Annotated in this window: 16 protein-coding genes and 1 tRNA gene; 2 read left to right on the forward strand and 15 right to left on the reverse strand. The window is 37.6% G+C overall.

All coding sequences use genetic code 11. The features are described 5' to 3' along the window. Positions 1–3 precede the first annotated feature (3 nt). Positions 4–75, reverse strand: a tRNA-Gly gene (locus ACYPXO_RS02450). Positions 76–228: 153 nt separating this feature from the next. On the opposite strand from ACYPXO_RS02450, the gene ACYPXO_RS02455 reads away from it, so the two are divergent. Next, positions 229–864: a lactate utilization protein gene (locus tag ACYPXO_RS02455; protein ID WP_459639105.1), complete on the forward strand. Its 636-nt coding sequence runs from the start codon at positions 229–231 to the stop codon at positions 862–864. Positions 865–910: 46 nt separating this feature from the next. On the opposite strand, the gene aspS is transcribed toward ACYPXO_RS02455, so the two are convergent. The 12 genes from aspS to spoVT all read right to left on the reverse strand — a co-directional run bounded on the left by aspS (position 911) and on the right by spoVT (position 15822). Further along, on the reverse strand, positions 911–2713 hold the full coding sequence (aspS, locus tag ACYPXO_RS02460) for an aspartate--tRNA ligase (protein ID WP_459639106.1): 1803 nt from the start codon (positions 2711–2713) through the stop codon (positions 911–913). Between the two features lie 18 nt (positions 2714–2731). Continuing rightward, positions 2732–3988: a histidine--tRNA ligase gene (hisS, locus tag ACYPXO_RS02465; protein WP_459639107.1), complete on the reverse strand. Its 1257-nt coding sequence runs from the start codon at positions 3986–3988 to the stop codon at positions 2732–2734. After that, positions 3979–5418 (reverse strand): coproporphyrinogen dehydrogenase HemZ, encoded by a 1440-nt coding sequence (gene hemZ, locus ACYPXO_RS02470; protein ID WP_459639108.1) that lies wholly within the window; start codon positions 5416–5418, stop codon positions 3979–3981. The genes hisS and hemZ overlap by 10 nt, the downstream gene beginning before the upstream one ends. A gap of 80 nt (positions 5419–5498) precedes the next feature. After that, positions 5499–6122, reverse strand: coding sequence for an MBL fold metallo-hydrolase (locus ACYPXO_RS02475; RefSeq protein ID WP_459639109.1), 624 nt, complete (start codon positions 6120–6122; stop codon positions 5499–5501). A gap of 9 nt (positions 6123–6131) precedes the next feature. Then, on the reverse strand, positions 6132–8432 hold the full coding sequence (locus ACYPXO_RS02480) for a RelA/SpoT family protein (protein WP_459639110.1): 2301 nt from the start codon (positions 8430–8432) through the stop codon (positions 6132–6134). Positions 8433–8458: 26 nt separating this feature from the next. Then, entirely contained in the window at positions 8459–8983 is a 525-nt protein-coding gene (locus ACYPXO_RS02485; protein WP_459639111.1) for an adenine phosphoribosyltransferase, read from the reverse strand. A 69-nt stretch (positions 8984–9052) separates the two neighbouring features. Continuing rightward, entirely contained in the window at positions 9053–10768 is a 1716-nt protein-coding gene (gene recJ / locus ACYPXO_RS02490) for a single-stranded-DNA-specific exonuclease RecJ (protein WP_459639112.1), read from the reverse strand. A 66-nt stretch (positions 10769–10834) separates the two neighbouring features. Further along, positions 10835–12973, reverse strand: coding sequence for a protein translocase subunit SecD (secD, locus tag ACYPXO_RS02495; RefSeq protein ID WP_459639113.1), 2139 nt, complete (start codon positions 12971–12973; stop codon positions 10835–10837). Positions 12974–12976: 3 nt separating this feature from the next. Continuing rightward, complete coding sequence (scfB, locus tag ACYPXO_RS02500) at positions 12977–14380, reverse strand: thioether cross-link-forming SCIFF peptide maturase (RefSeq protein ID WP_459639114.1); 1404 nt, start codon at positions 14378–14380, stop codon at positions 12977–12979. Between the two features lie 176 nt (positions 14381–14556). Then, entirely contained in the window at positions 14557–14700 is a 144-nt protein-coding gene (scfA, locus tag ACYPXO_RS02505) for a six-cysteine ranthipeptide SCIFF (protein WP_009460520.1), read from the reverse strand. Between the two features lie 136 nt (positions 14701–14836). Beyond that, positions 14837–15211: a TIGR04086 family membrane protein gene (locus ACYPXO_RS02510; protein WP_459639115.1), complete on the reverse strand. Its 375-nt coding sequence runs from the start codon at positions 15209–15211 to the stop codon at positions 14837–14839. Between the two features lie 62 nt (positions 15212–15273). Continuing rightward, positions 15274–15822, reverse strand: coding sequence for a stage V sporulation protein T (spoVT, locus tag ACYPXO_RS02515; RefSeq protein ID WP_459639116.1), 549 nt, complete (start codon positions 15820–15822; stop codon positions 15274–15276). Between the two features lie 145 nt (positions 15823–15967). Here spoVT and ACYPXO_RS02520 point away from each other — a divergent pair, with 145 nt between their 5' ends. Beyond that, entirely contained in the window at positions 15968–16411 is a 444-nt protein-coding gene (locus ACYPXO_RS02520) for a GatB/YqeY domain-containing protein (protein ID WP_459639117.1), read from the forward strand. Between the two features lie 60 nt (positions 16412–16471). Here ACYPXO_RS02520 and ACYPXO_RS02525 read toward each other — a convergent pair whose 3' ends face one another. Then, positions 16472–17515, reverse strand: coding sequence for a peptidylprolyl isomerase (locus ACYPXO_RS02525; RefSeq protein WP_459639118.1), 1044 nt, complete (start codon positions 17513–17515; stop codon positions 16472–16474). Between the two features lie 47 nt (positions 17516–17562). After that, positions 17563–20901: a transcription-repair coupling factor gene (gene mfd, locus ACYPXO_RS02530; protein ID WP_459639119.1), complete on the reverse strand. Its 3339-nt coding sequence runs from the start codon at positions 20899–20901 to the stop codon at positions 17563–17565. Between the last annotated feature and the right edge of the window lie 10 nt (positions 20902–20911).

A 20911-nucleotide genomic window follows, 5' to 3' on the forward strand; every position in this document is an offset into this window, starting at 1 on the left:
GGAAGCACGAGACGGGATTCGAACCCGCGACCCTCGCCTTGGCAAGGCGATACTCCACCACTGAGCCACTCGTGCGTATTTGTTCTGCTCATCAGAACATCATTAATTATACTTCTGATTTTTATATTTGTCAACACTTTTTTTCATTTTATTCGTTTATAGACGTCTAAATCAATCTGTGTTAGTATATTTTTTAAAGATTACGATACATTCAGAGGAGGTATTTATATGAACCCAAAACAACAGGCTTATGAAAATCTTGCAAACACTATTATTAAAAATCTTGCCAAACGTAACATGGAAGGATTTTATTGTCCCGACAGCAGTTCAGCAGTTACTCTTGCAATGGAAATTATCGGCGAAAATGCCTCTGTCAGTTTCGGAGGTTCTGCCACTTTAAAGGAAACGGGAATACTGGATACTTTAAGAAAATCTTCTGCCCGCTTGATTGAACCATTTTCCGCTAAAACACCGGATGAAAAACGTCAAGCCTTTCTCGACTGTGTTTCATCAAACTATTTTCTTATGAGTTCCAACGCAATCACTATTGATGGTGAACTTATCAACATTGACGGAAACGGAAATCGTGTTGCCTGTCTTATTCACGGACCTGAACACGTTCTTCTTTTAGTAGGCATGAATAAGGTTGTTCCTGATGTAAAGACAGGTATATCCCGCGTACAAAACATGGCTTCTCCTGTCAATGCAGTTTCACTCAACAAGAAAACACCTTGTGGAATTACCGGACATTGTGGTGATTGTCACTCCGCAGACTGTATGTGTTGTCAAATAGTTGTCACAAGACATTCCAGACACACCGGAAGAATTAAAGTCATTTTGGTCGGAGAAGAACTGGGCTTTTAATTTCGCATATGAAAGAGGGGAAGATTTTATTCTTCCCCTCTTACTTTTATTCTTCTGTCTTTTCTTCTTCCACAACAATGGCAAGTCCTAATTCATCCAACTGTTTCTGGTCTACTCCTGCCGGTGCTTCCGTCATTAAGTCCGAAGCATCTTTTACTTTCGGGAATGCAATCACATCACGGATACTATCCTGTTTTGCCATAAGCATAATTAAGCGGTCTAATCCGTAAGCCAATCCTGCATGAGGTGGAACACCATATTTGAAAGCATTTAATAAGAATCCAAACTGTTCCTGTGCCTGTTCTTTTGTAAATCCTAATACTTCAAACATTTTATTTTGGATTTCCTGATTAAAGATTCGAACACTTCCTCCACCAAGTTCTGTTCCATTTAAAACAATATCGTATGCTTTTGCACGAACTTTTCCCGGATCTGTATCAATCAAATGTAAATCTTCTTCCATTGGCATTGTAAACGGATGATGCATTGCCGTATATCTTCCTGCTTCTTCATTCCATTCTAATAACGGAAATTCTGTTACCCACAAGAATTTATATTCGTTTTTATCCAATAGTTCTAACTGACGCGCAATTTCCAAACGGAGATTTCCAAGAACGTCCCAAACAACTTTATTGCAGTCCGCTGCGAATAGTAATAAGTCGCCGTTTTCTCCACCCATTGCATTTACAAGTGCAGTCATTTCCTCTTCACTCATAAATTTAGCAAATGAAGATTTCATTGTTCCATCTTCCTGAATTGCAATATATGCCAAACCTTTCGCTCCATATCCTTTTGCAAAATCAACTAATTTGTCAATTTTCTTACGAGGCATTGCCCCCTGTCCTTTTGCATTGATACCACGAACGCTTCCGCCCTGCTCAAGAGCATTTTTAAATACAACAAATTCACATTTTTTTACAACTTCAGAAACATCTGTCAATTCCATACCGAAACGAATGTCCGGTTTATCAGAACCAAATCTGTCCATTGCTTCCTGCCATGTCATTCTCTGAATTGGAAGAGAAACTTCTACGCCAAGAATTTCTTTGAATACTTTTGCAAGTAATCTTTCATTTACATCAATTACATCATCTACATCCACAAAAGATAATTCCATATCAATCTGTGTAAACTCCGGTTGTCTGTCTGCACGCAAATCTTCATCACGGAAACATTTTACAATCTGGAAATATCTGTCATATCCCGCACACATTAACAACTGTTTAAAAATCTGTGGTGACTGTGGAAGTGCATAAAAACTTCCCGGATGTACACGACTTGGCACAAGATAATCTCTTGCTCCTTCCGGTGTACTTTTAATTAACATCGGTGTTTCAATTTCCAAAAATCCTTCTTCCGCCAAAAACTGACGTGTCAGTGTGGCAACCTGACTTCTCATAATAAGATTTCTCTGTAAGTCCGGTCTTCTTAAATCTAACACACGATTTTTTAATCTGACTTCTTCTTTTGTCTTACTGTTTTCTTCAATTGGAAATGGAGGTGTTTCTGCCTCCGATAAAATTCGAAGTTCTGTCGGAAGAATTTCAATATCACCTGTCGCAATATTTTCATTTACTGCTCCCGAACGCTTAGCAACTTTTCCTACTACTGCCACTACATATTCCGAACGAAGACTTCCTGCCTTTTCAATTAATTCTGAAGAAACGCTTCCTTCTTCAAAAACAACCTGAACAATTCCCGAACGATCTCTTACATCGACAAAGACAAGTCCTCCTTTATTTCTATTTTTCTGCACCCAGCCCATTACGGTAACCGTTTCTCCGATATGGCTGCTGTTAAGTTCTGCACATCTATGACTTCTTTTCAGTCCCTGCATTGATTCTGCCATCTTTTCTCCCTGCTTTCTTTATAGTTTATCTTTAAAAAATTCCTGTATATCGTTGTACCCTTCCGAAGAAAGTTGTTCTTTTTGGAATTTTTTATTTTTCTTCATTACGCTAATCTGTACCTGATTACCTGCGGCACGCTCTTCTTTTGCGAGTGAAAGTACTTTCAACAATCCTTGCTGATTCATTCCCTTTTCGATTAAAAATGCCTTTTTATTTTTCGCTGTCGGCACTTCATAACCTCTTTCTAACAACAACATAACGATACGCTCAAATCCGATTGAAAATCCACATGCCGCTGTCTGCTGTCCCGTAAACTTTCCAATCATCTCATCATATCTTCCGCCGCCGCCAACAGAACCGCCAAACTCATCCATCGCAATTTCAAAAATCGTTCCTGTATAATAAGACATTCCACGAACCAGCGTCGGATCAAAACTGATTTTAAATTCAGCCTCCTTAACACTGTCTACGCTTGTAATAATCATCTCCAACCCATCAGCAGCTTCCGCATCTAAAAATCCTGCTAATTTTTCTTTACAATAGCGAACACCTTCCACATCATTTGTAATTTCTTTAAACAATGCCAAATATTTATCCACAGACTCTTTTGCATATCCGTTTGCTTCCAACTCGGCTGCAACTCCGTCCAAGCCGATTTTATCCATTTTATCTAAAATAATGAAAATATTGTCATAATCTTTTTCTGCAAATCCACTATAAGCCGCCATTGCTTTTAAAATTTTTCTGTCATTGATACGAATTGTAAAATTCTTAAAATCTAATTTTCCAAGCAATGTTGTTGTAGCCAAAATCAACTCTATTTCTGCTAAATTTGTCGGCTCTCCTAAAATGTCAATATCACATTGCATAAACTGACGAAAACGTCCACGCTGAGGTCTGTCTGCACGCCACACGTTTCCCATCTGCAACGCCTTAAACGGAGAAGGCAGTTCATTTGACGCATTCGCATAATATCTGCAAAGCGGAACAGTAAGATCATATCGAAGTCCCCCGTCTACTACGTCACTTTCTGTCTGTGCCGTTTCTAATTTTAACTTTTCTCCACGTTTCAGGATTTTGAAAATTAATTTTTCATTCTCCCCGCCCTGCTTACTGCATAAATTCTCAATATGTTCCACACATGGTGTTTCAATGGAAGAAAATCCAAATGTACTGTATGTTTCCTTAATTAAATGAATGACATAATCTCTAATCTCCATTTCTCTAGGCAACATATCTTTCATGCCTGTCATCGCTTTCTTCTTTAACGCCATAGCCATTCTCCTTTTCTCTCTATCATTTCATCAATACGTGTAATATACGCATCTACATCTTTCACGTTTTCTATACGCACAATATTTTTCAAATTACCGGATTTTTTATCCTGTATTTCTTTTCCTTCTGGAAGAACAATCTTCGTTGATGCGCCTGCTCCAACCGCAATAATTGATTGTTTTTCCTCCATAATTAGTATATTGTATATTCCCGCTTTGTCAACCTTTGCATAACCAACATTTTCAAAATTTCCTGCAATATTTTTCTGGCGATACAAATAATATGGACTCAATCCCATTTCATCGGCATATTTTCCCGCAAGTTCAATCATTTCTGCTAAAGTTTCCGATTGATTTATAAGTTCTTTCTTTGCTTCACTCTGATTTAATTTCGCCGCCCTTTTGATCGCTAAAGAATGTACCGTAAGATTATCGGGATGTAATTCTTTTATTTTTTCCAAAGTATCTCTCATATCCGCAACTGTTTCTCCCGACAACCCGGCTATTAAATCCATGTTTATATTATCAAATCCCAATTCCCTTGCCATATGAAATACATTTACAACATCTTCTACGGTATGTTTTCTTCCAATGCTGTCCAATGTTTTCTGCTGCATCGTCTGTGGATTAATAGAAATGCGGGTAATACAATGCTTTTTAAGAACTTCCAACTTTTCTCTTGTAATACTGTCCGGACGCCCTGCTTCCACTGTAAATTCTTTTAACTCTTTTAAAGAAAACTTTTTCTCCACATGAGTCAGAAGTTTGTCCAACTGGTCTGCTTCCAAAGTAGTTGGAGTGCCGCCACCTATATAAATAGTATTTAATTTTTTCTCTCTTGAAACTTCACCCACAAAAGAAATTTCTTTACAAAGCGCCTCTAAATATTCCTCTGTTCTGTTTTTCCACTGTCCTATCGGATAAGAAGTAAAAGAACAGTAAGAACAGGTTGTCGGGCAAAACGGAATTCCAATGTAAAGGCTGTATCCATCCTTATAATCCAATTTTTCTAAAAGACTTTTTTCCCGTTTTGCAATCTCCATTCCTAATGTTGCTTTTTTCTCAGACACAAGATACTGCTCTTGAAACCACCTCTTAATCTCTTCTTCCTGCTCTCCGTTCTCCAACTTTTTCATTAATATTTTCGTTGGTCTTATTCCCGTAAGAACACCCCACGCCATACTCTTTCCTGTATATTCCTTCATCATTGAGTAAATTTTTTTATTTACTTCGCTTTTATTTTCTTTCTTTGTACATTTTTTGTTTACTTCCAAAATTTCTAAAACCGTTTTATTATTTATATCTATAGAAACTATTTCATTTCTTTCGTAACCAATATGTTGCTTTATCTCTTCGTTTGGCAAAAAACCTTTAATAATATGAAATGCATCATACGCATAAAACTCTTCTTTTAAGTAAATATCAACCATTTTTATCTCTCTCTTTTATAAAATAAGGGACGTAATTTTTCCTTCCGAAAATACGTCCCACAATCTCTTGACTCTTTTTTCTACTGAATGAAAGGATTTTGCTGTCTTTCGTATCCGATAGAAGTCGCCCCCATGTGTCCGGGATAAACAATCGTATCGTCCGGAAGACACATCAACTTCTCACGAATCGAACGAATCAATTCGGATGTGCTTCCTGTCGGGAAATCTGTTCTTCCCACCGATGCATAAAATAATGTGTCACCGCTAAATAAAACTTCTTCCTCTTCCACATAATAGCACACACCGCCTTTTGTATGTCCCGGTGTATGAATCACTTGAAAAGAATATCCAATCAGATTTAATACATCTTTATCTTTTACATATTTTGCTCTTGTGAAAGCATAGCCATTTGTATATGTCTTAGATTGATTTAAAACCGGATCTTTAATTAACTCTTCCTCATTCTCATGAACATAAACGGGAACATCAAACATTTCCAATAATCCATCTAATCCTAAAATATGATCAAAATGTCCGTGTGTAAGAAGAATGCCTTTCACATCCAATTTTTCCTCTAAAAGATAATCTTTTAAATTCTTAGAACAAGCTCCCGGGTCAATAATAACCGCTTCTTTTGTTTTCTCATTATGCACCACATAACAGTTCGTGCTGATTATTCCTGTTACTATTGTTTTAATTCTCATTTTTATCTCCTAACTTACTGCACGTTCGATGTCAATAACTCCTTCTATCTGTCGAAGTTTATCTGCCACTTTCGCAAGTTCTTCTCTTCCATGTACGATAAATCCGATTTCTAACGTTACTTTGCCCTGTTTACTTGTTCGGGCATTCATTGATTTTACGTCAATTTTATTTTCCGTAAAGACTTTGGAAATTTCCATAAGCAATCCTGTTCTGTCCACAGCATACATACGGATTTCCGCCACATACTGACCGACACCTTTTTCTTCTTCCTGCTCCCACTCTGCATCTATCAGTCTTGCACGTTCCCGCTCTGATAAATGAATAATATTTACACAGTCTGTTCTATGGATGGACATACCTCTGCCTCGTGTAACAAATCCGACAATTTCATCTCCCGGAACAGGATTACAACATCTAGAAAAACGCACAGCCATATCATCAATTCCCTTGACGATAATACCGCTTTTTGATTTTGTCACATGAACTTTATTTTTCGCTGCCTCAGATACTTTTTCTAAAATTGTTTCATCTGTGATTGCTTCTTTATGTTCTTTATTGTACTCTTCCAAAAGTCGATTGACAATCTGGCCTTCTTTCAAACCACCGTGCCCCAGCGCCGCAAGCACTGCCTCCCAATCTTTAAATCCATATTTCCGCTGTACAACCTGCATATATTTCGGCTTCGTTAAATCACTGAGTACCAAAGCCTTCGCTCTGCAATAAGCCGCAAGCATTTCTTTTCCGCGAATAATATTTTCTTCTTTAAATTCTTTTTTAAACCACTGGTTAATTTTATTTCTTGCCTGTGTACTTTTTACAATATTCAACCAATCACGGCTTGGACCTTTTGAATTTTGCGAGGTGAGAACTTCTATTCTGTCACCATTTTGGATTTTATAATCAATCGGAACTAATTTACCGTTTACTCTCGCCCCGACCATTTTATTCCCTACCGCACTGTGAATTGCATAGGCAAAATCCACAGGCGTCGAACCATTTGGAAGGTTCTTCACATCTCCATTCGGAGTAAAGCAATATACATCTTCCGCAAACAAATCCAAATCTCCCTTTAACAGAGATAAAAATTCACGGTTATCCGTATCCTGCTGCCATTCCAAAATCTGTCTGAGCCAACTTAATTTCTCTTCTGCACGAGTTGCAACGCTCTTCTCACTTCCACCGGTTTCTTTGTATTTCCAGTGAGCAGCAATACCATATTCCGCCGTCTTATGCATTTCTACTGTACGAATCTGAATTTCAAAAGGCTGACCCGATGGTCCCATAAGAGTTGTATGCAAGGACTGATACATATTCGGTTTCGGCATTGCGATATAATCTTTAAAGCGTCCCGGTATAGGTGTGTACATCTCATGAATTGCTCCAAGGGCAGCATAACAGTCTTTTACAGAATCGACGATAATACGAATAGCAAACAAATCATAAATCTGATCTACCGTCTTATCCTGATTTACCATTTTCTTATAAATACTAAAGAAATGTTTTACTCTGCCATATACTTCCGCTTTGATATTTGCATTTTTCATATGTGTGGAAACTTCTTCCACTATTTGCTGCACAAACTCCTCCCTCTCCGTCTTTCTCGCATTAATCTGATCAACCAAATCATAAAACACTTCCGGCTGGGAATACTTCAATGCTAAATCATCTAACTCCGTCTTAATCTTGGAAATACCAAGACGCTGTGCAATCGGAGCATAAATATCCATTGTTTCTCTCGCTTTTTCTTTCTGCTTCTCAGGAACCATAAATTGCAATGTACGCATATTATGAAGCCTGTCAGCAAGTTTAATCAAAATAACACGAATATCTTTTGCCATTGCAAGAAACATTTTCCTTAAGTTTTCCGCCTGTAATTCTAACTTATCTGCTGAGTAGGATAACTGTCCTAATTTTGTTACCCCATCTACAAGCAATGCAACTTCACTTCCAAACTCTTCGGCAATTTCTTCCTCAGACATAATCGTATCTTCCACTACATCGTGGAGAATTCCTGCCGCAATTGTTTCCTTATCCAATTCCAAATCAGCAAGAATCAATCCGACCCATGTAGGATGAATAATATATGCCTCTCCCGATTTTCGTGTCTGTCCCTCATGTGCTTCCTTTGCAACCTTATACGCTTTCTCAATCAGTGAAATGTCTGTAGACGGGTGGTATTTCCTAATTCTCGCAATCAGGGCATCGTACAGTTTATCTGAATCCTGATAATTCTCCGGTGCTTTTACCGCATGACCGTCAACAACTTCTAAATTTTTATATGGATTCTCCACGATGTTGTTCTCTGCCATAAAGATACCTCCCTCTTTCCTCTTCATTAATTACCCGGATAGGTAATTACTGCTTCCATCTGATAATCCTCTAATCTCTTTCTTCCTTCCAAACCTGCCAATTCAATCAGGCATACAATTTTAACGACTTCTCCGCCCATTCCCTCGATAAGTTTAATAATGGCTTCCATAGTTCCTCCTGTTGCCATTAAATCATCGATAATCACTACTCGCTGTCCCGGTTTAATAGAATTTTTGTGCATTTCAATCTCAGCACTTCCATATTCCAAATCATATTGAATTGAAACTGTTTCACATGGTAGTTTACCCTTCTTACGCACAGGTATAAAAGGTTTACCCATATTATATGCAATCGGAACTCCGAAAATAAATCCTCTTGATTCCGGTCCTACGACAACGTCAAATTCATCTTTTCCTATACGCTCCTGCATCAAGTCAATTGCTAAATGCAGCCCTTGTGCATCTTCCAACACACTTGTAATATCTCTAAAAATAATTCCTTTTTCCGGAAAATCCGGAATACTTCTTATATAATCCTCTATTGGCTTCATCTCTACGCCTCCAAATTTCTACAAAATATGTATATTATTATAGCACTTCTCCGTCATAAATCCAATATACTATTGATAATTCTGTATGACAATCTGCAACGTTTTTCGTCCTCTATACTCATTTACGGACGGATAATATGTAATATTCATTCTTCCGCTTTTCTTTTCAACCGTTTCCATAAAATCTTCTATATCTCCAAAATACATACCTTCCATTGTCGTTCCATACATATCAGAAAGTTGCACTTTCAGTACATTATTATTTTTTCCCAATATCCTTGTTTCTTTCACCTGTACATCTTTCTCAGCAAATACCGGTTTCGGATTTGCCTTTCCAAAAGGCTCTAAGCATTCTAACTCTCCAATAAGCGTTTCACTTACATAAGCAAGTGGCAACTGCATATCAATAGAAACTTTTTCATATAGTTCTTCTTCGCTTAATGCACAGTTCTCATTTAGCCGTCTGCGAAACACATCAATATTTTCAATAGCTATAGATAAGCCTCCTGCCAACTTATGTCCTCCAAACTTTCCAAGAAGGTCTTTACATTTTATCATCTCATCATACATATGATATGTGTCTATGGAACGCCCTGAACCTTTCGCCCCCTCTTCCGCATTCGTCAGAACAAATGTAGGTTTATAATATTTTTCTCTAATTCTTCCGGCAACGATTCCCGCAAGACTTTCGTGACAATCCGGCAAATAAATCACAAGAACTCTATCCTCTTTTAAAGAAGTATTTTCTACCTGCTCAATTGCCTCTTCGACCGCCTCCGCCGTCATCTCTTTTCGACTATCATTTAACGCTTTCAAATCGCCTGCCAGTATATCCGCCTCCGCCTTTGTTCTTGCACGCAAAAGTTCCAATGCCCTCTTAGCCGTATCCAGTCGCCCGCTGGCATTTAAACATGGTCCGATTACAAATCCGATATGGTAAGAAGACAAGCGCTCCACATCTACCCCTGTGCATTCCATAAGGGCTTTCAATCCAAGATTTTTGGTCTGTTTTAGTTTTTCTAACCCATATTTTACAAAAATACGATTCTCACCGATTAAATCCATGACATCGCCTACAGTGGCAATAGCCACATTTTCGATAAGATATTCAATCTCCGCTGATTCTCTCCCCTCTACATTAAACAATGTTTCTACCAGTTTATAGGCCACACCCGCTCCGCAAAGATGTGGAAACGGATATTCACAATCTTCTCTTTTCGGATCTATAACCGCATCTGCAGGAGGCAGTAGATAATGAATGCCCTCCTCAGTTTCCTCATAAGGCACTTCATGATGGTCGGTTACAATAATCGTCATTCCAAGACTTTTTCCATAAGCAATTTCCGCCCGCGCGGCAATACCATTATCACAAGTAATAATCGTATCCACGTCGCTTTCAAACGCCCTGTCTATCAAAGTTTTATTCAATCCATATCCGTCTTTCATTCTGTCGGGAATATCCACACTCACATCGCCACCGAGTTTTTCAATTCCCTCCAGCAAAATATAGGTAGCGTTAACACCATCAATATCATAATCCCCTATAATCCGAATTGGTTTTCTTTCCTGAATTTTCTCTCTGATAATATCAACTGCAACTGACATATCTTTCATCAATATACCATCATATAAGTCCTCTACTTTTCCACGAAGATAAAACTCTATTTCTTTATCTCCCACTATATCTCTATTACGAATTAATCTGGCAATTACCGGACTAATATGGAACTTTTGACTAATTCCCTGAAAATCAGCACCTTTTCGCGTTAAGAACCATTTTTCCATTTTATTTCCCGCCTTTATCCATAAGACGAAACGGGGGATTAAATAATCCCCCGTCCTGTCTTTTTCTTATTTTTTCACAATTTTTTTCTTCATTGCATACCATAATGCACCGGTGATGCAAACTGATGAATATGCTCCGACAACTACACCTACCATAAGCGGTGCTGCAAATTCTTTTACGGAACTTACACCCAAAACATAAAGTGCTGCTACCATGACAAATGTTGTAAATGATGTATAAATACTTCTTGTAAGTGTCTGTGTAATACTTCTGTTTACAACTTCTTCAATTGTATCTTTTCTGCTTCCTGTTTTTAACTCTTCACGAATTCGGTCGAAGATAACGATTGTCGCATTGATTGAGTAACCGACAATTGTCAACATACAAGCAATAAATGTATTACCAACTGAAATTCTTGCAATTGCATAAAATGCCAATACAACTAATACATCATGCAATAAAGCAACGATAGCACTGCTTGCAAATCTGAAGTCTTTAAATCGTAACCAAATGTAAAGCAACATACATACTGTAGCAATTAATACCGCAATAATAGCGTCTGTTCTCATTTCTGAACTTACTGTTGAACTGATGTTATTGTAAGTAATTTTCTTTTCATCTACTTTAAAATTATCCACAAGTGCTTTGTTTAACGCTTCACGTTTCTTTAAGTCTAGCACCTGTGTTTTTACAACAACCTGTTTTGTTCCTTTTACTTTCTGCATCTGTACATTTTTGTCACCTGTTACTTTTTCAATAACCGGTGTTACTTTTGCATCTAATTCTTTAATGGAATAATCTTCGTTAAAAGTTACGTTTGTTGCTGTACCGCCCTTAAATTCAAGGCTGTAATTTAAAATATCATTTCCCTGTGTTTTCTGAACACCCATTGCTGCAAAACCACTTAATACAAGTACAATCGAAATAATAAAGCATACTTTTCTCTTTCCAAGGAAATTGATTGTTTTTCTTTCTTTCTGAACACCGTATAATTTTTCACTTCTAAGTCCAATTGCATAGAATGCGAAAATAATTATTCTTGTTACAACAAGAGCCGTAAACATAGAAACGACAATACCTAAAGCCAATGTCTGTGCGAATCCTTTTACAGTACCTGTTCCCTTTAATCCTAATACTAAAGCGGCAATTAAAGTTGTAATGTTTCCGTCTACAATAGCAGATAATGCTTTCTGAAAACCTTTTTTCAATGATGTCTTGACATTTCTTCCCGCTGCCAACTCTTCTTTTACTCTGGCGAAAATAATAACGTTGGCATCTACTGCCATACCGATACCTAGAATAATACCTGCTATACCAGGTAATGTTAACGTAATATCAAATGCATTTAATAATACAAGGATAATTCCTGTATAAATACATAAAGCAATACTTGACGCAAACCCCGGAAGAAGATATACAACGCACATAAATACGAAGATAATTGCCAGACCGATTGCGCCTGCCATTAAACTCGTACTGATTGCCTCCTCACCAAGTTGAGCTCCTACAACGCTTGAGTTGATTTCCTCTAATTCTACCTGAAGTCCACCGATGCGGATTGTTGAAGCAAGTTCTTCTGCCTCTTCATATGTAAAATCACCTTCGATTACAGCCTGTCCATTTGTAATTGCACTATTTACCGTAGGACTGCTGATAATCTGCCCGTCATATACAATGGCAATCGGTTTGCCTAAGTTTTTCTGTGTTGCGTCTGCAAATTTCTTTTTACCTTCTTTTGTCATTTCAAGCGAAACCATGTTTTTCTTATTTCCGGAAGTATCTTCCTGAATCTGTGCAGTAGCACTCTTAACATCTGTTCCGTCTAACACAACTTTTCCTTCAGAATCCTGAAATTCCAATGAACCTGGTTTTCCAAGTTCTTCCAATACTTTGTTTGCATCTGTTACGCCTGGAATTTCAATAGAAATACGGTCATCACCTTCCTGATAAACTCCCGCTTCCGTACTATACTGCTCAACACGTTTCTGCAACTTGTAAACAGTATCACTCATTTCTTTTTCTGATGGTTTTTCACCTTTTGCCTGATAAGTAATACTTACCCCACCTGCTAAGTCAAGACCTAGCTTAATGTTCTTTGCTGCTCCAATATGTCCGCTTCCAAATCCGACAACTGTTGTAAATACAAGAAGCCCTGTCAGAAGAGTTACTAGGAACAGGCTAATGACACCTTTGCTTTTTTTCATTTTTTACACCCTTTCCTTATCTGCCAATGCGGCTTTTATCATAATCGCACATTCCACACGTTTTCTCTCCATTTCACATCCAACATCATATGTATCATGAATAGAACCGTGGAATTTATATGAATTTGCCATGCAGCCACCGCTACAATAAAATTTAGCAAAACAGTTTTTACACTTTTCTTTAGAATACACGCTACATCCTCTAAATTCGTCTGCAATCTCAGGTTTTGTAATTCCCTCGTCAACATTTCCCATAAGGAAATCTTCTTCCCCTACAAACTGGTGGCACGGATATAAATCTCCCCACGGAGTAACTGCCAAATATTCTGTTCCCGAACCACAGCCCGACAAACGTTTTGCCACACATGGACCTCCATCCAAATCAAGCATAAAATGGAAAAACGTAAATCCTTTTCCTTCTCTTTCACGTTTAATCATTTCTTTTGCCAATGTATCGTACTCTTCAAAAATCTGCGGAAGATCTTCTTCTCTAATTGCATAAAAATCACTTTCCTCGCCTACAACCGGTTCGATGGAAATCTGTTCAAATCCCAAATCCGCAAAATGAAGAACATCTTTTGAAAAGTCAAGGTTATCTCTCGTAAACGTTCCTCTAATATAATACTTCTGCTGATTACGGCTGTCTGCAAGTTTTTGGAACTTCGGAACAATCAAATCATAACTTCCTTTTCCATTTCTGAACGGACGCATTTTATCGTTGACTTCTTTTCTTCCGTCAAGACTTAATACAACGTTATCCATTTCTTTATTAACAAATTCCTGCACTTCATCATTTAAAAGCACACCATTTGTTGTCAAAGTAAATCGGAAGTTCTTGTTATGTATTTTTTCCTGCTCTCTTCCGTAGGCAACTAAATCTTTTACAACCTGCCAATTCATCAAAGGCTCTCCTCCGAAGAAGTCTACTTCAAGATTTCTTCTGTTTCCTGAATTTGCAATCAGGAAATCTAACGCCTTTTTCCCCACTTCATAGGACATTAATGCTCTGCGTCCGTGATATTCTCCCTCTTCCGCAAAACAATATTTGCAGGCTAGATTACAGTCATGAGCGATATGAATGCAGAGTGCCTTTACAACCGTTTTTCTCTTCTTCACTTCTCCTATATATTCTTCATAAACGTCTTTTGTAAATAATTGTCCTGCCTTTGTAAGTTCTTTAATATCTTCAAATGCTTCAGCAATCTCTTCTACCGGATATGTCTGTCCCAAATCCGCTTTCATCTTCTCCAGCGTTTCATTCTGCTCGAGCAACTCCATATTATCTTCCACGCCCATTTTATCCAAACATTCGATAATATCGTAACACATATCATCTACTACATGGACAGAACCACTGTTGACATCCAAGACAATATCGTATCCGTTATTCTTGTACTGATGAATCACAATGTTTCCCCTTTCTGTATATAAATATTTTTTGTTTTGATTTTTCAGTTTTAAAAACAAAAATGTACTTCGCACATCTCATGCGGAGCGTTTCCTGTGTACAGAAATAAACTTCCTATACAACAAGAAAAAACAGCGACCGAAGCCGCTGCCCAGTTCTGACTATGCAATCTCTATTATTTCTTCTGTTCGCAAGTCTGGTTTCCTACTGTGCATGATGTCTTACATGCTGACTGACAAGATGTCTGGCATTCTCCACAGCCACCTTTTTTCACTGTATTATTTAATGTCTGTGCATTTAATGTTTTGATGTGTTTCATATCAATTCCTCCTTGAATATACATTAACTTGTTTTATTATAACACAGTACACTCCGTTTTTAAAGTCTTTTTTATAACTATTCAGCCGTACAAAACGTCACATAATCTCAAGTATAAACTTGTTTGCAAACAAAAGTTATGAAACCATTCCCCCAAGCATTCCTCCTCCCGCACAGAGCAAAAGTGTTGTCACAAGGTTCGTTCCATTACTCTGCAACTGGTGATTGACTGCAAATGAAACGGCAAAAAGTAGCAAAAAGTAAATCACTCCCAACACAAGCCCCCAGATAAACTTCTGCTCTTCCACCAATTTTCCCATAATAAAACCGCCCACAAAAGTAGAAATAACATAAGTAGCAACAATTCCTACAGTCACCTTTTGTTCATCTAAATCTATTTTATACAACAGAAGTGCCAGTATCATCAGCAATATTCCCGTCACCACATATCCTGCCAACAATGCCTTTAGCAACCATATTCCTTTCGATTCCTTTTTCTCCTTCTTTCCCACAAAAACTCCTCCTTTACCTCTGTTCTAACACAATCTATGATTGTCCGAGGAGTTTTATGCCTTTACTGCTCCATTTGTTTTCCTAAAAATCCCGCTCCTGTCTGCGCCAATATTTTTTCCGAATCACCAAACTTTTTATCTCCGTTTTTGCCAAGAAGAATAACTGCACCAATCACATCTCCCTCACATATAATCGGACTAATCGCCTGCGAAACATATTCCTGCATTTCCGCATCAGTAACCTTCACATATGCTTTTTCTCCACATCCCGCCACAAAAGACTTCCGCATTTCCATTGCTTTCCGCATTTCAGATGTTATTCCTTTTTCTGAAAGTGTTTTCTTACCACTCCCCGAAACCGCAATAATCTGCTCTGTATCCGCAATACATATCGTATATCCCGTCACCGAAGATAAACTTTCCGCATACTCGCATGAAATTTTATGCAGTTCTCCTATTGGAGAATATTTCTTCAAAATCACTTCTCCGTTTCTATCCGTAAAAATTTCCAATGGATCGCCTTCTCTTATTCTTAATGTTCTTCGTATTTCTTTCGGAATAACAACCCTTCCCAAATCATCTATTCTTCTTACAATCCCTGTTGCTTTCATTCTATTTTCCTCCATTTTTCTTTTCCAATTGGAAATAGTATCTGTAAATGGAAATTTTTTATACATCTTGAAATGTAAAAACAAACATTGACTTTAACTGCTTATCTTTTATAATGAAAGTATATGATTTCAAGGAGGTAGAACAATGAGTAAAATAGACGAAGTAAGAAGTGCAATGGTGACTGCCATGAAAGCCGGAGATAAGGAAACAAAAGAAACTTTATCCATGCTTTTATCCGCTTTAAAAAACAAAGCAATTGAAAAACGTGCCGACCTTACGGAAGAAGAAGAAACACAAGTTATTATGAAGGAAATCAAACAGACAAAGGAAACTTTGGAGATGACACCTGCTGACCGCACAGAAATCATAGAAGAGTGTGAAAAACGTCTTGCCGTTTTAGAACAATATGCACCAAAAATGATGAGTGAAGAGGAAATCAAATCTGTTATTGACACTACTCTTTCCGAACTTGGCATTGATGCTCCTACTCCAAAAGACAAAGGACGTATTATGAAAGAATTAATGCCTAAAGTAAAAGGTAAAGCAGACGGAAAATTAGTAAACGATTTACTTATGGCTCGTTTTTAATTGTCATAAGTACAATTAAAAAAAGAAGGTGTGGCAAATCCGATTGCCACACCTTCTTTTTTATTTCTGTTCCTGCTGATTTGCAGGTTGCTTAAGCGCCTTTAATGTTACTCTCTGTTTTGAAAAACTAATTTTTTTCCATTCATTTTTATTTACGTCAATTTTCGCTTCTTTAAGGAATTTTTTTACTAATTCTTCGTATTTTTTATTTTCACGTTCTACAATAATTGTCTGTTTTTCTTTGTCTGTTGCCGCTCTGTCTAATAAACTTGTCACTTTTGCAACATAATATCCTGACGGCGTTTCAACTACGCCTGTCATTTCTCCTGCTTTTAATTTATCAACTACTTTAATTAAATCTTCTGAAGGAGCAGTATCTTTCGCATCAAAAGTTTTTGTTGTCGCTTCATATCCGTTTGCTTTTGCATATGCTGCAAAATCTGCCTGTGCTTTTGCTCCCTCTTGGAATTTTGTTGCTTTTTCTTTTAACGCTTTTTTCTCATCATCATCCATTGTTGTAGAAGTTTTATCTTCTGCCGTTTTTGTAAATGTAAAGAATACATACTGCATACTCTTCTGAGCAGCCTCATCATCACTTACATTTTTATCAACATCGGCTACCATCGCTTCTCTCATTTTATCTTCAATGGTAAGTAATTCTAACACACGTTTTACTGTATCTTCGTCTGCCGAAACCACTTCTTTCGCACCGTCTTTATTTGCTTTTAAAAATTCTTTCGCAATTGTATCAATCTTCTGCTTTTCCTCAGCAGTCAATTCCACTTTATAATCTTTCATATGATCTTCTAATACATACAATGTTTTTAGAGATTCCAAAATTCTCTTCTTCATGCTCTCTTCCATTGTTTCGGACTCAGCCACTTCTGATTCCCACATATCATCTCCCATATATGCACCATACTGTGCCTCAGCCATTGCCTGCTGATATCTGGCAAAGAAATTCGCAACTCCCATATTTACCTTATCTTCACCAACTGTCATTAATGTCGCTTCATTATTTATCTTTCCGCACCCTGTAATTGCCGTTGCTGACATAGCAGCCGCTGCTACTAAAGCAACAATTTTCTTTCTTGTATTACCCATAACGTCCTCCTTCGTTTTACTAACTTCATTATTATATCGTCTTTTCCTTATTCTATCAATCCCTTTATCCCACTTATCACACTTTTTACACATTCCAATATATTTTCGTCTTTCTCACGTTTATTTCTTCCTTTTTTCTGGTAAATAAAATATGGATTTGTTTCTACTTTAAAGTTTAAATTACCTTTATATTGTTGGAGAAGAAGCGGAATACGGTCTGCACATACCTTTGCTTTCTCGTACATAGTAAATTTATATTCTTCTCCCTTTTGCTCAATGGAAATAATATATGCACTGTGGGCAAACGCTTTTACCGAAGCAATCCGGAGTAATTGCTGTACTTTTTTTGGAATATCTCCGAAACGGTCTATTAATTCTTCCACCATTTCGTCCATTTCCTCCTCATTTTCAATGCTGGCAATTCGCTTGTAAATATCCAGTTTCTGATATTCATTAGGTATATACGAAGTTGGAATATAAGCGTCTACATTTAAATCGATTGTTGTCGTATATGACTCCTCCTCCATTTCTCCTTTTAAATGCTTTACAGCCTCATTTAGCATTTTGCAATATAAATCATATCCGACCGCCTCCATATGTCCGTGTTGCTCTGCACCCAAAAGATTACCTGCACCACGAATTTCCAAATCCCGCATAGCGATTTTGAATCCCGAACCCAAATCCGTAAATTCTCTAATTGCAGATAACCTTTTCTCCGCAACTTCCTTCAACAATTTATCACGTTTATATAGCATAAACGCATATGCCATTCTGTTAGAACGTCCTACCCTTCCGCGCAACTGATAAAGTTGTGAAAGCCCTAATTTATCCGCCTCATGAATTATCATTGTATTTGCATTAGAAATATCAAGCCCTGTTTCAATAATTGTAGTAGATACGAGTACATCAATCTCTCCGTTAATAAAATCATACATAATTTTTTCCAACTGATGCTCACTCATCTGCCCATGGGCATAAGTAACGGAAGCCTCCGGAACAAGACTTTGAATCCTGTCTGTAATTTCTTCAATATCTTTTACTTTATTATAAACATAGTAAACCTGTCCCTCTCTTGACAATTCACGCTGAATAGCTTCCCGAACCATTTCATCATTATATTCCATAACATAAGTCTGAATCGGAATCCTGTCCATCGGCGCTTCTTCCAAAACACTCATATCCCTAATTCCAATCAAACTCATATGGAGTGTTCTCGGAATCGGTGTTGCCGTCAGTGTCAGTACGTCTATATTTTCTTTTAATTTTTTGATTTTTTCTTTATGCTGTACACCAAAACGTTGTTCTTCATCAATAATCAAAAGGCCCAAATCTTTAAATTTCAAATCATCACTCAACACTCTGTGTGTCCCGACAATAATGTCAACCAACCCTTTTTTCGTATCTTCAATCGTTTTTTTCTGTTGTGTAGGCGTTCGGAAACGACACATCAAATCCACCCTCACCGGAAATTCTTTCATTCTCTGCACAAATGTATTGTAATGTTGTTGTGCCAGAATTGTCGTGGGAACTAAATAAACTACCTGCTTATTTTCCTGTACAGCCTTAAAAGCCGCACGGATTGCCACTTCCGTTTTACCATACCCTACATCTCCGCAAATTAGACGATCCATGATCTTATTGCTCTCCATATCCCGCTTTGTCGCTTCAATGGCCAGCATCTGATCTTCCGTTTCCTCAAACGGAAACATTTCTTCAAATTCTTTTTGCCAAACAGTATCCGGACCGTATACAAATCCCTCTTCACGTTGTCTTGCCGCATACAATTCCACCAGATCTTTTGCAATCTCTTTAACCGCCCCTCTGACCCGTGTTTTTGTCTTTGTCCACTCCTGCGTTCCAAGGCGATTTAACTTCGGTTTCTTTGCATCCGCACTCGCATATTTCTGAATTAAATCTAATTGTGTAGCAGGAATATAAAGGTTTCCGCCTCCCGCATAAGAAATTTTCATATAATCCTTGGATGTTTTATCCATATCAATTTTTTCTATTCCCTGATATATCCCCAGACCGTGATTTTCATGAACAACATAATCTCCTATTTTCAATTCAGAGAAACTTTGTATTTTCTGTCCTTCGTAAACTTTTCGCTTACGTTTCTTCTTTCCTTTACCAAAAATATCCGTTTCTGAAATCACCGTAAATTTCAACAGCGGATATTCATATCCTTCTGCCACATGACCGAAAGAAACTAAAATCTCTCCATCCTGCACAAGCCGTTCTTTCTCATCACTGTAAAAACTGCTCAGATTATAATCTCTCAAATCCTCCGCAAGTCGTTTCGCCCTCGTTCTTGAACCCGAAAGAAGAATAACTCGATAACCACTTCGTTTCAATCGTTTCAAATCTCTTGTAAGCATCTCAAAACTATTGTTATACGGATTTACACTCTTCGTATGAATACTATACAAATTATTTATTTTAAACTCCCTCGTCCGTATCTCCAATGCCGAAAACCCTACACAATAGCACTCGTTCATCTTAGCAATAACCTGCTTTGTCTGATAAAGAGGTATACGCACATCCGAAATCTCACAGCCTGCTTCTATACGGTTTTTCTGGGCTTCCAAATATTCTTCTTCCACCCCTGTTCCTTTTTCCAGTAACCTTGCCGGTTCATCCAAAAACACGATTGTTTCTTCCATCGGAAAATAATCCAAAAAAGAAACTCTTTCTCCTTCCTCTTCCTGAAAATCCGTTGCCGGATAAATAACAACCTCATCTAAATTTTCTATAGAACGCTGACTTTCCACATCAAATGTACGAATGGAATCAATCTCATCGTCCCAAAATTCAATACGAATCGGAACTTCTTCAGTCAACGGATAAATGTCAATAATTCCTCCCCGCACAGAAAACTGCCCCATACTATCAATCTGCACTTCTCTATCATAGCCAAGAGCCGCCACTTTTTCTTTCAAAGAATCAAAATCCACCGTATCTCCGACTTTTAGCGTAAAAATTCTTTCTTTGATTTTTTTCAGCGGTAAAAGTGAATCCATAAACCCATCAAACTCAGTAATTACCGTCACCTCTTTTTCTGTCAGCAACGCCTGAATTACTTCCATCCTCTCTTTTACAAGCGCTTTCCCTCGCAAATCCGCCTGATAAAACAAAAGGTCTTTTGGCGGATAATAATATACCTTTTCATCTAAAAATTTATATTCTTCGTAAATCTGTTTCGCTTTTGCTTCACTTGAAACAGCGATGACCCTATATGTTGAATCATCGCCAAGAGCATACATTAAATGTGTTTTTTGAGAACTGACACAGCCGGCAATCTGTATCATTCCCTTTTGTTTTTTCTTTTCTTTCTGTATTTCTTCAAATTCCGCCAATTCTTTCAGCGGTTCTACAAAAGCCTGCATATATCCTCCT

It is taken from the genome of Faecalimonas canis (genome assembly GCF_054601575.1).

Coding starts and splice junctions, on each gene's coding strand:
- ACYPXO_RS02455 (WP_459639105.1), top strand. CDS start 229: ATGAACCCAAAACAACAGGCTTATGAAAATCTTGCAAACACTATTATT.
- aspS (WP_459639106.1), bottom strand. CDS start 2,713: ATGGCAGAATCAATGCAGGGACTGAAAAGAAGTCATAGATGTGCAGAA.
- hisS (WP_459639107.1), bottom strand. CDS start 3,988: ATGGCGTTAAAGAAGAAAGCGATGACAGGCATGAAAGATATGTTGCCT.
- hemZ (WP_459639108.1), bottom strand. CDS start 5,418: ATGGTTGATATTTACTTAAAAGAAGAGTTTTATGCGTATGATGCATTT.
- ACYPXO_RS02475 (WP_459639109.1), bottom strand. CDS start 6,122: ATGAGAATTAAAACAATAGTAACAGGAATAATCAGCACGAACTGTTAT.
- ACYPXO_RS02480 (WP_459639110.1), bottom strand. CDS start 8,432: ATGGCAGAGAACAACATCGTGGAGAATCCATATAAAAATTTAGAAGTT.
- ACYPXO_RS02485 (WP_459639111.1), bottom strand. CDS start 8,983: ATGAAGCCAATAGAGGATTATATAAGAAGTATTCCGGATTTTCCGGAA.
- recJ (WP_459639112.1), bottom strand. CDS start 10,768: ATGGAAAAATGGTTCTTAACGCGAAAAGGTGCTGATTTTCAGGGAATT.
- secD (WP_459639113.1), bottom strand. CDS start 12,973: ATGAAAAAAAGCAAAGGTGTCATTAGCCTGTTCCTAGTAACTCTTCTG.
- scfA (WP_009460520.1), bottom strand. CDS start 14,700: ATGAAACACATCAAAACATTAAATGCACAGACATTAAATAATACAGTG.
- spoVT (WP_459639116.1), bottom strand. CDS start 15,822: ATGAAAGCAACAGGGATTGTAAGAAGAATAGATGATTTGGGAAGGGTT.
- ACYPXO_RS02520 (WP_459639117.1), top strand. CDS start 15,968: ATGAGTAAAATAGACGAAGTAAGAAGTGCAATGGTGACTGCCATGAAA.
- ACYPXO_RS02525 (WP_459639118.1), bottom strand. CDS start 17,515: ATGGGTAATACAAGAAAGAAAATTGTTGCTTTAGTAGCAGCGGCTGCT.
- mfd (WP_459639119.1), bottom strand. CDS start 20,901: ATGCAGGCTTTTGTAGAACCGCTGAAAGAATTGGCGGAATTTGAAGAA.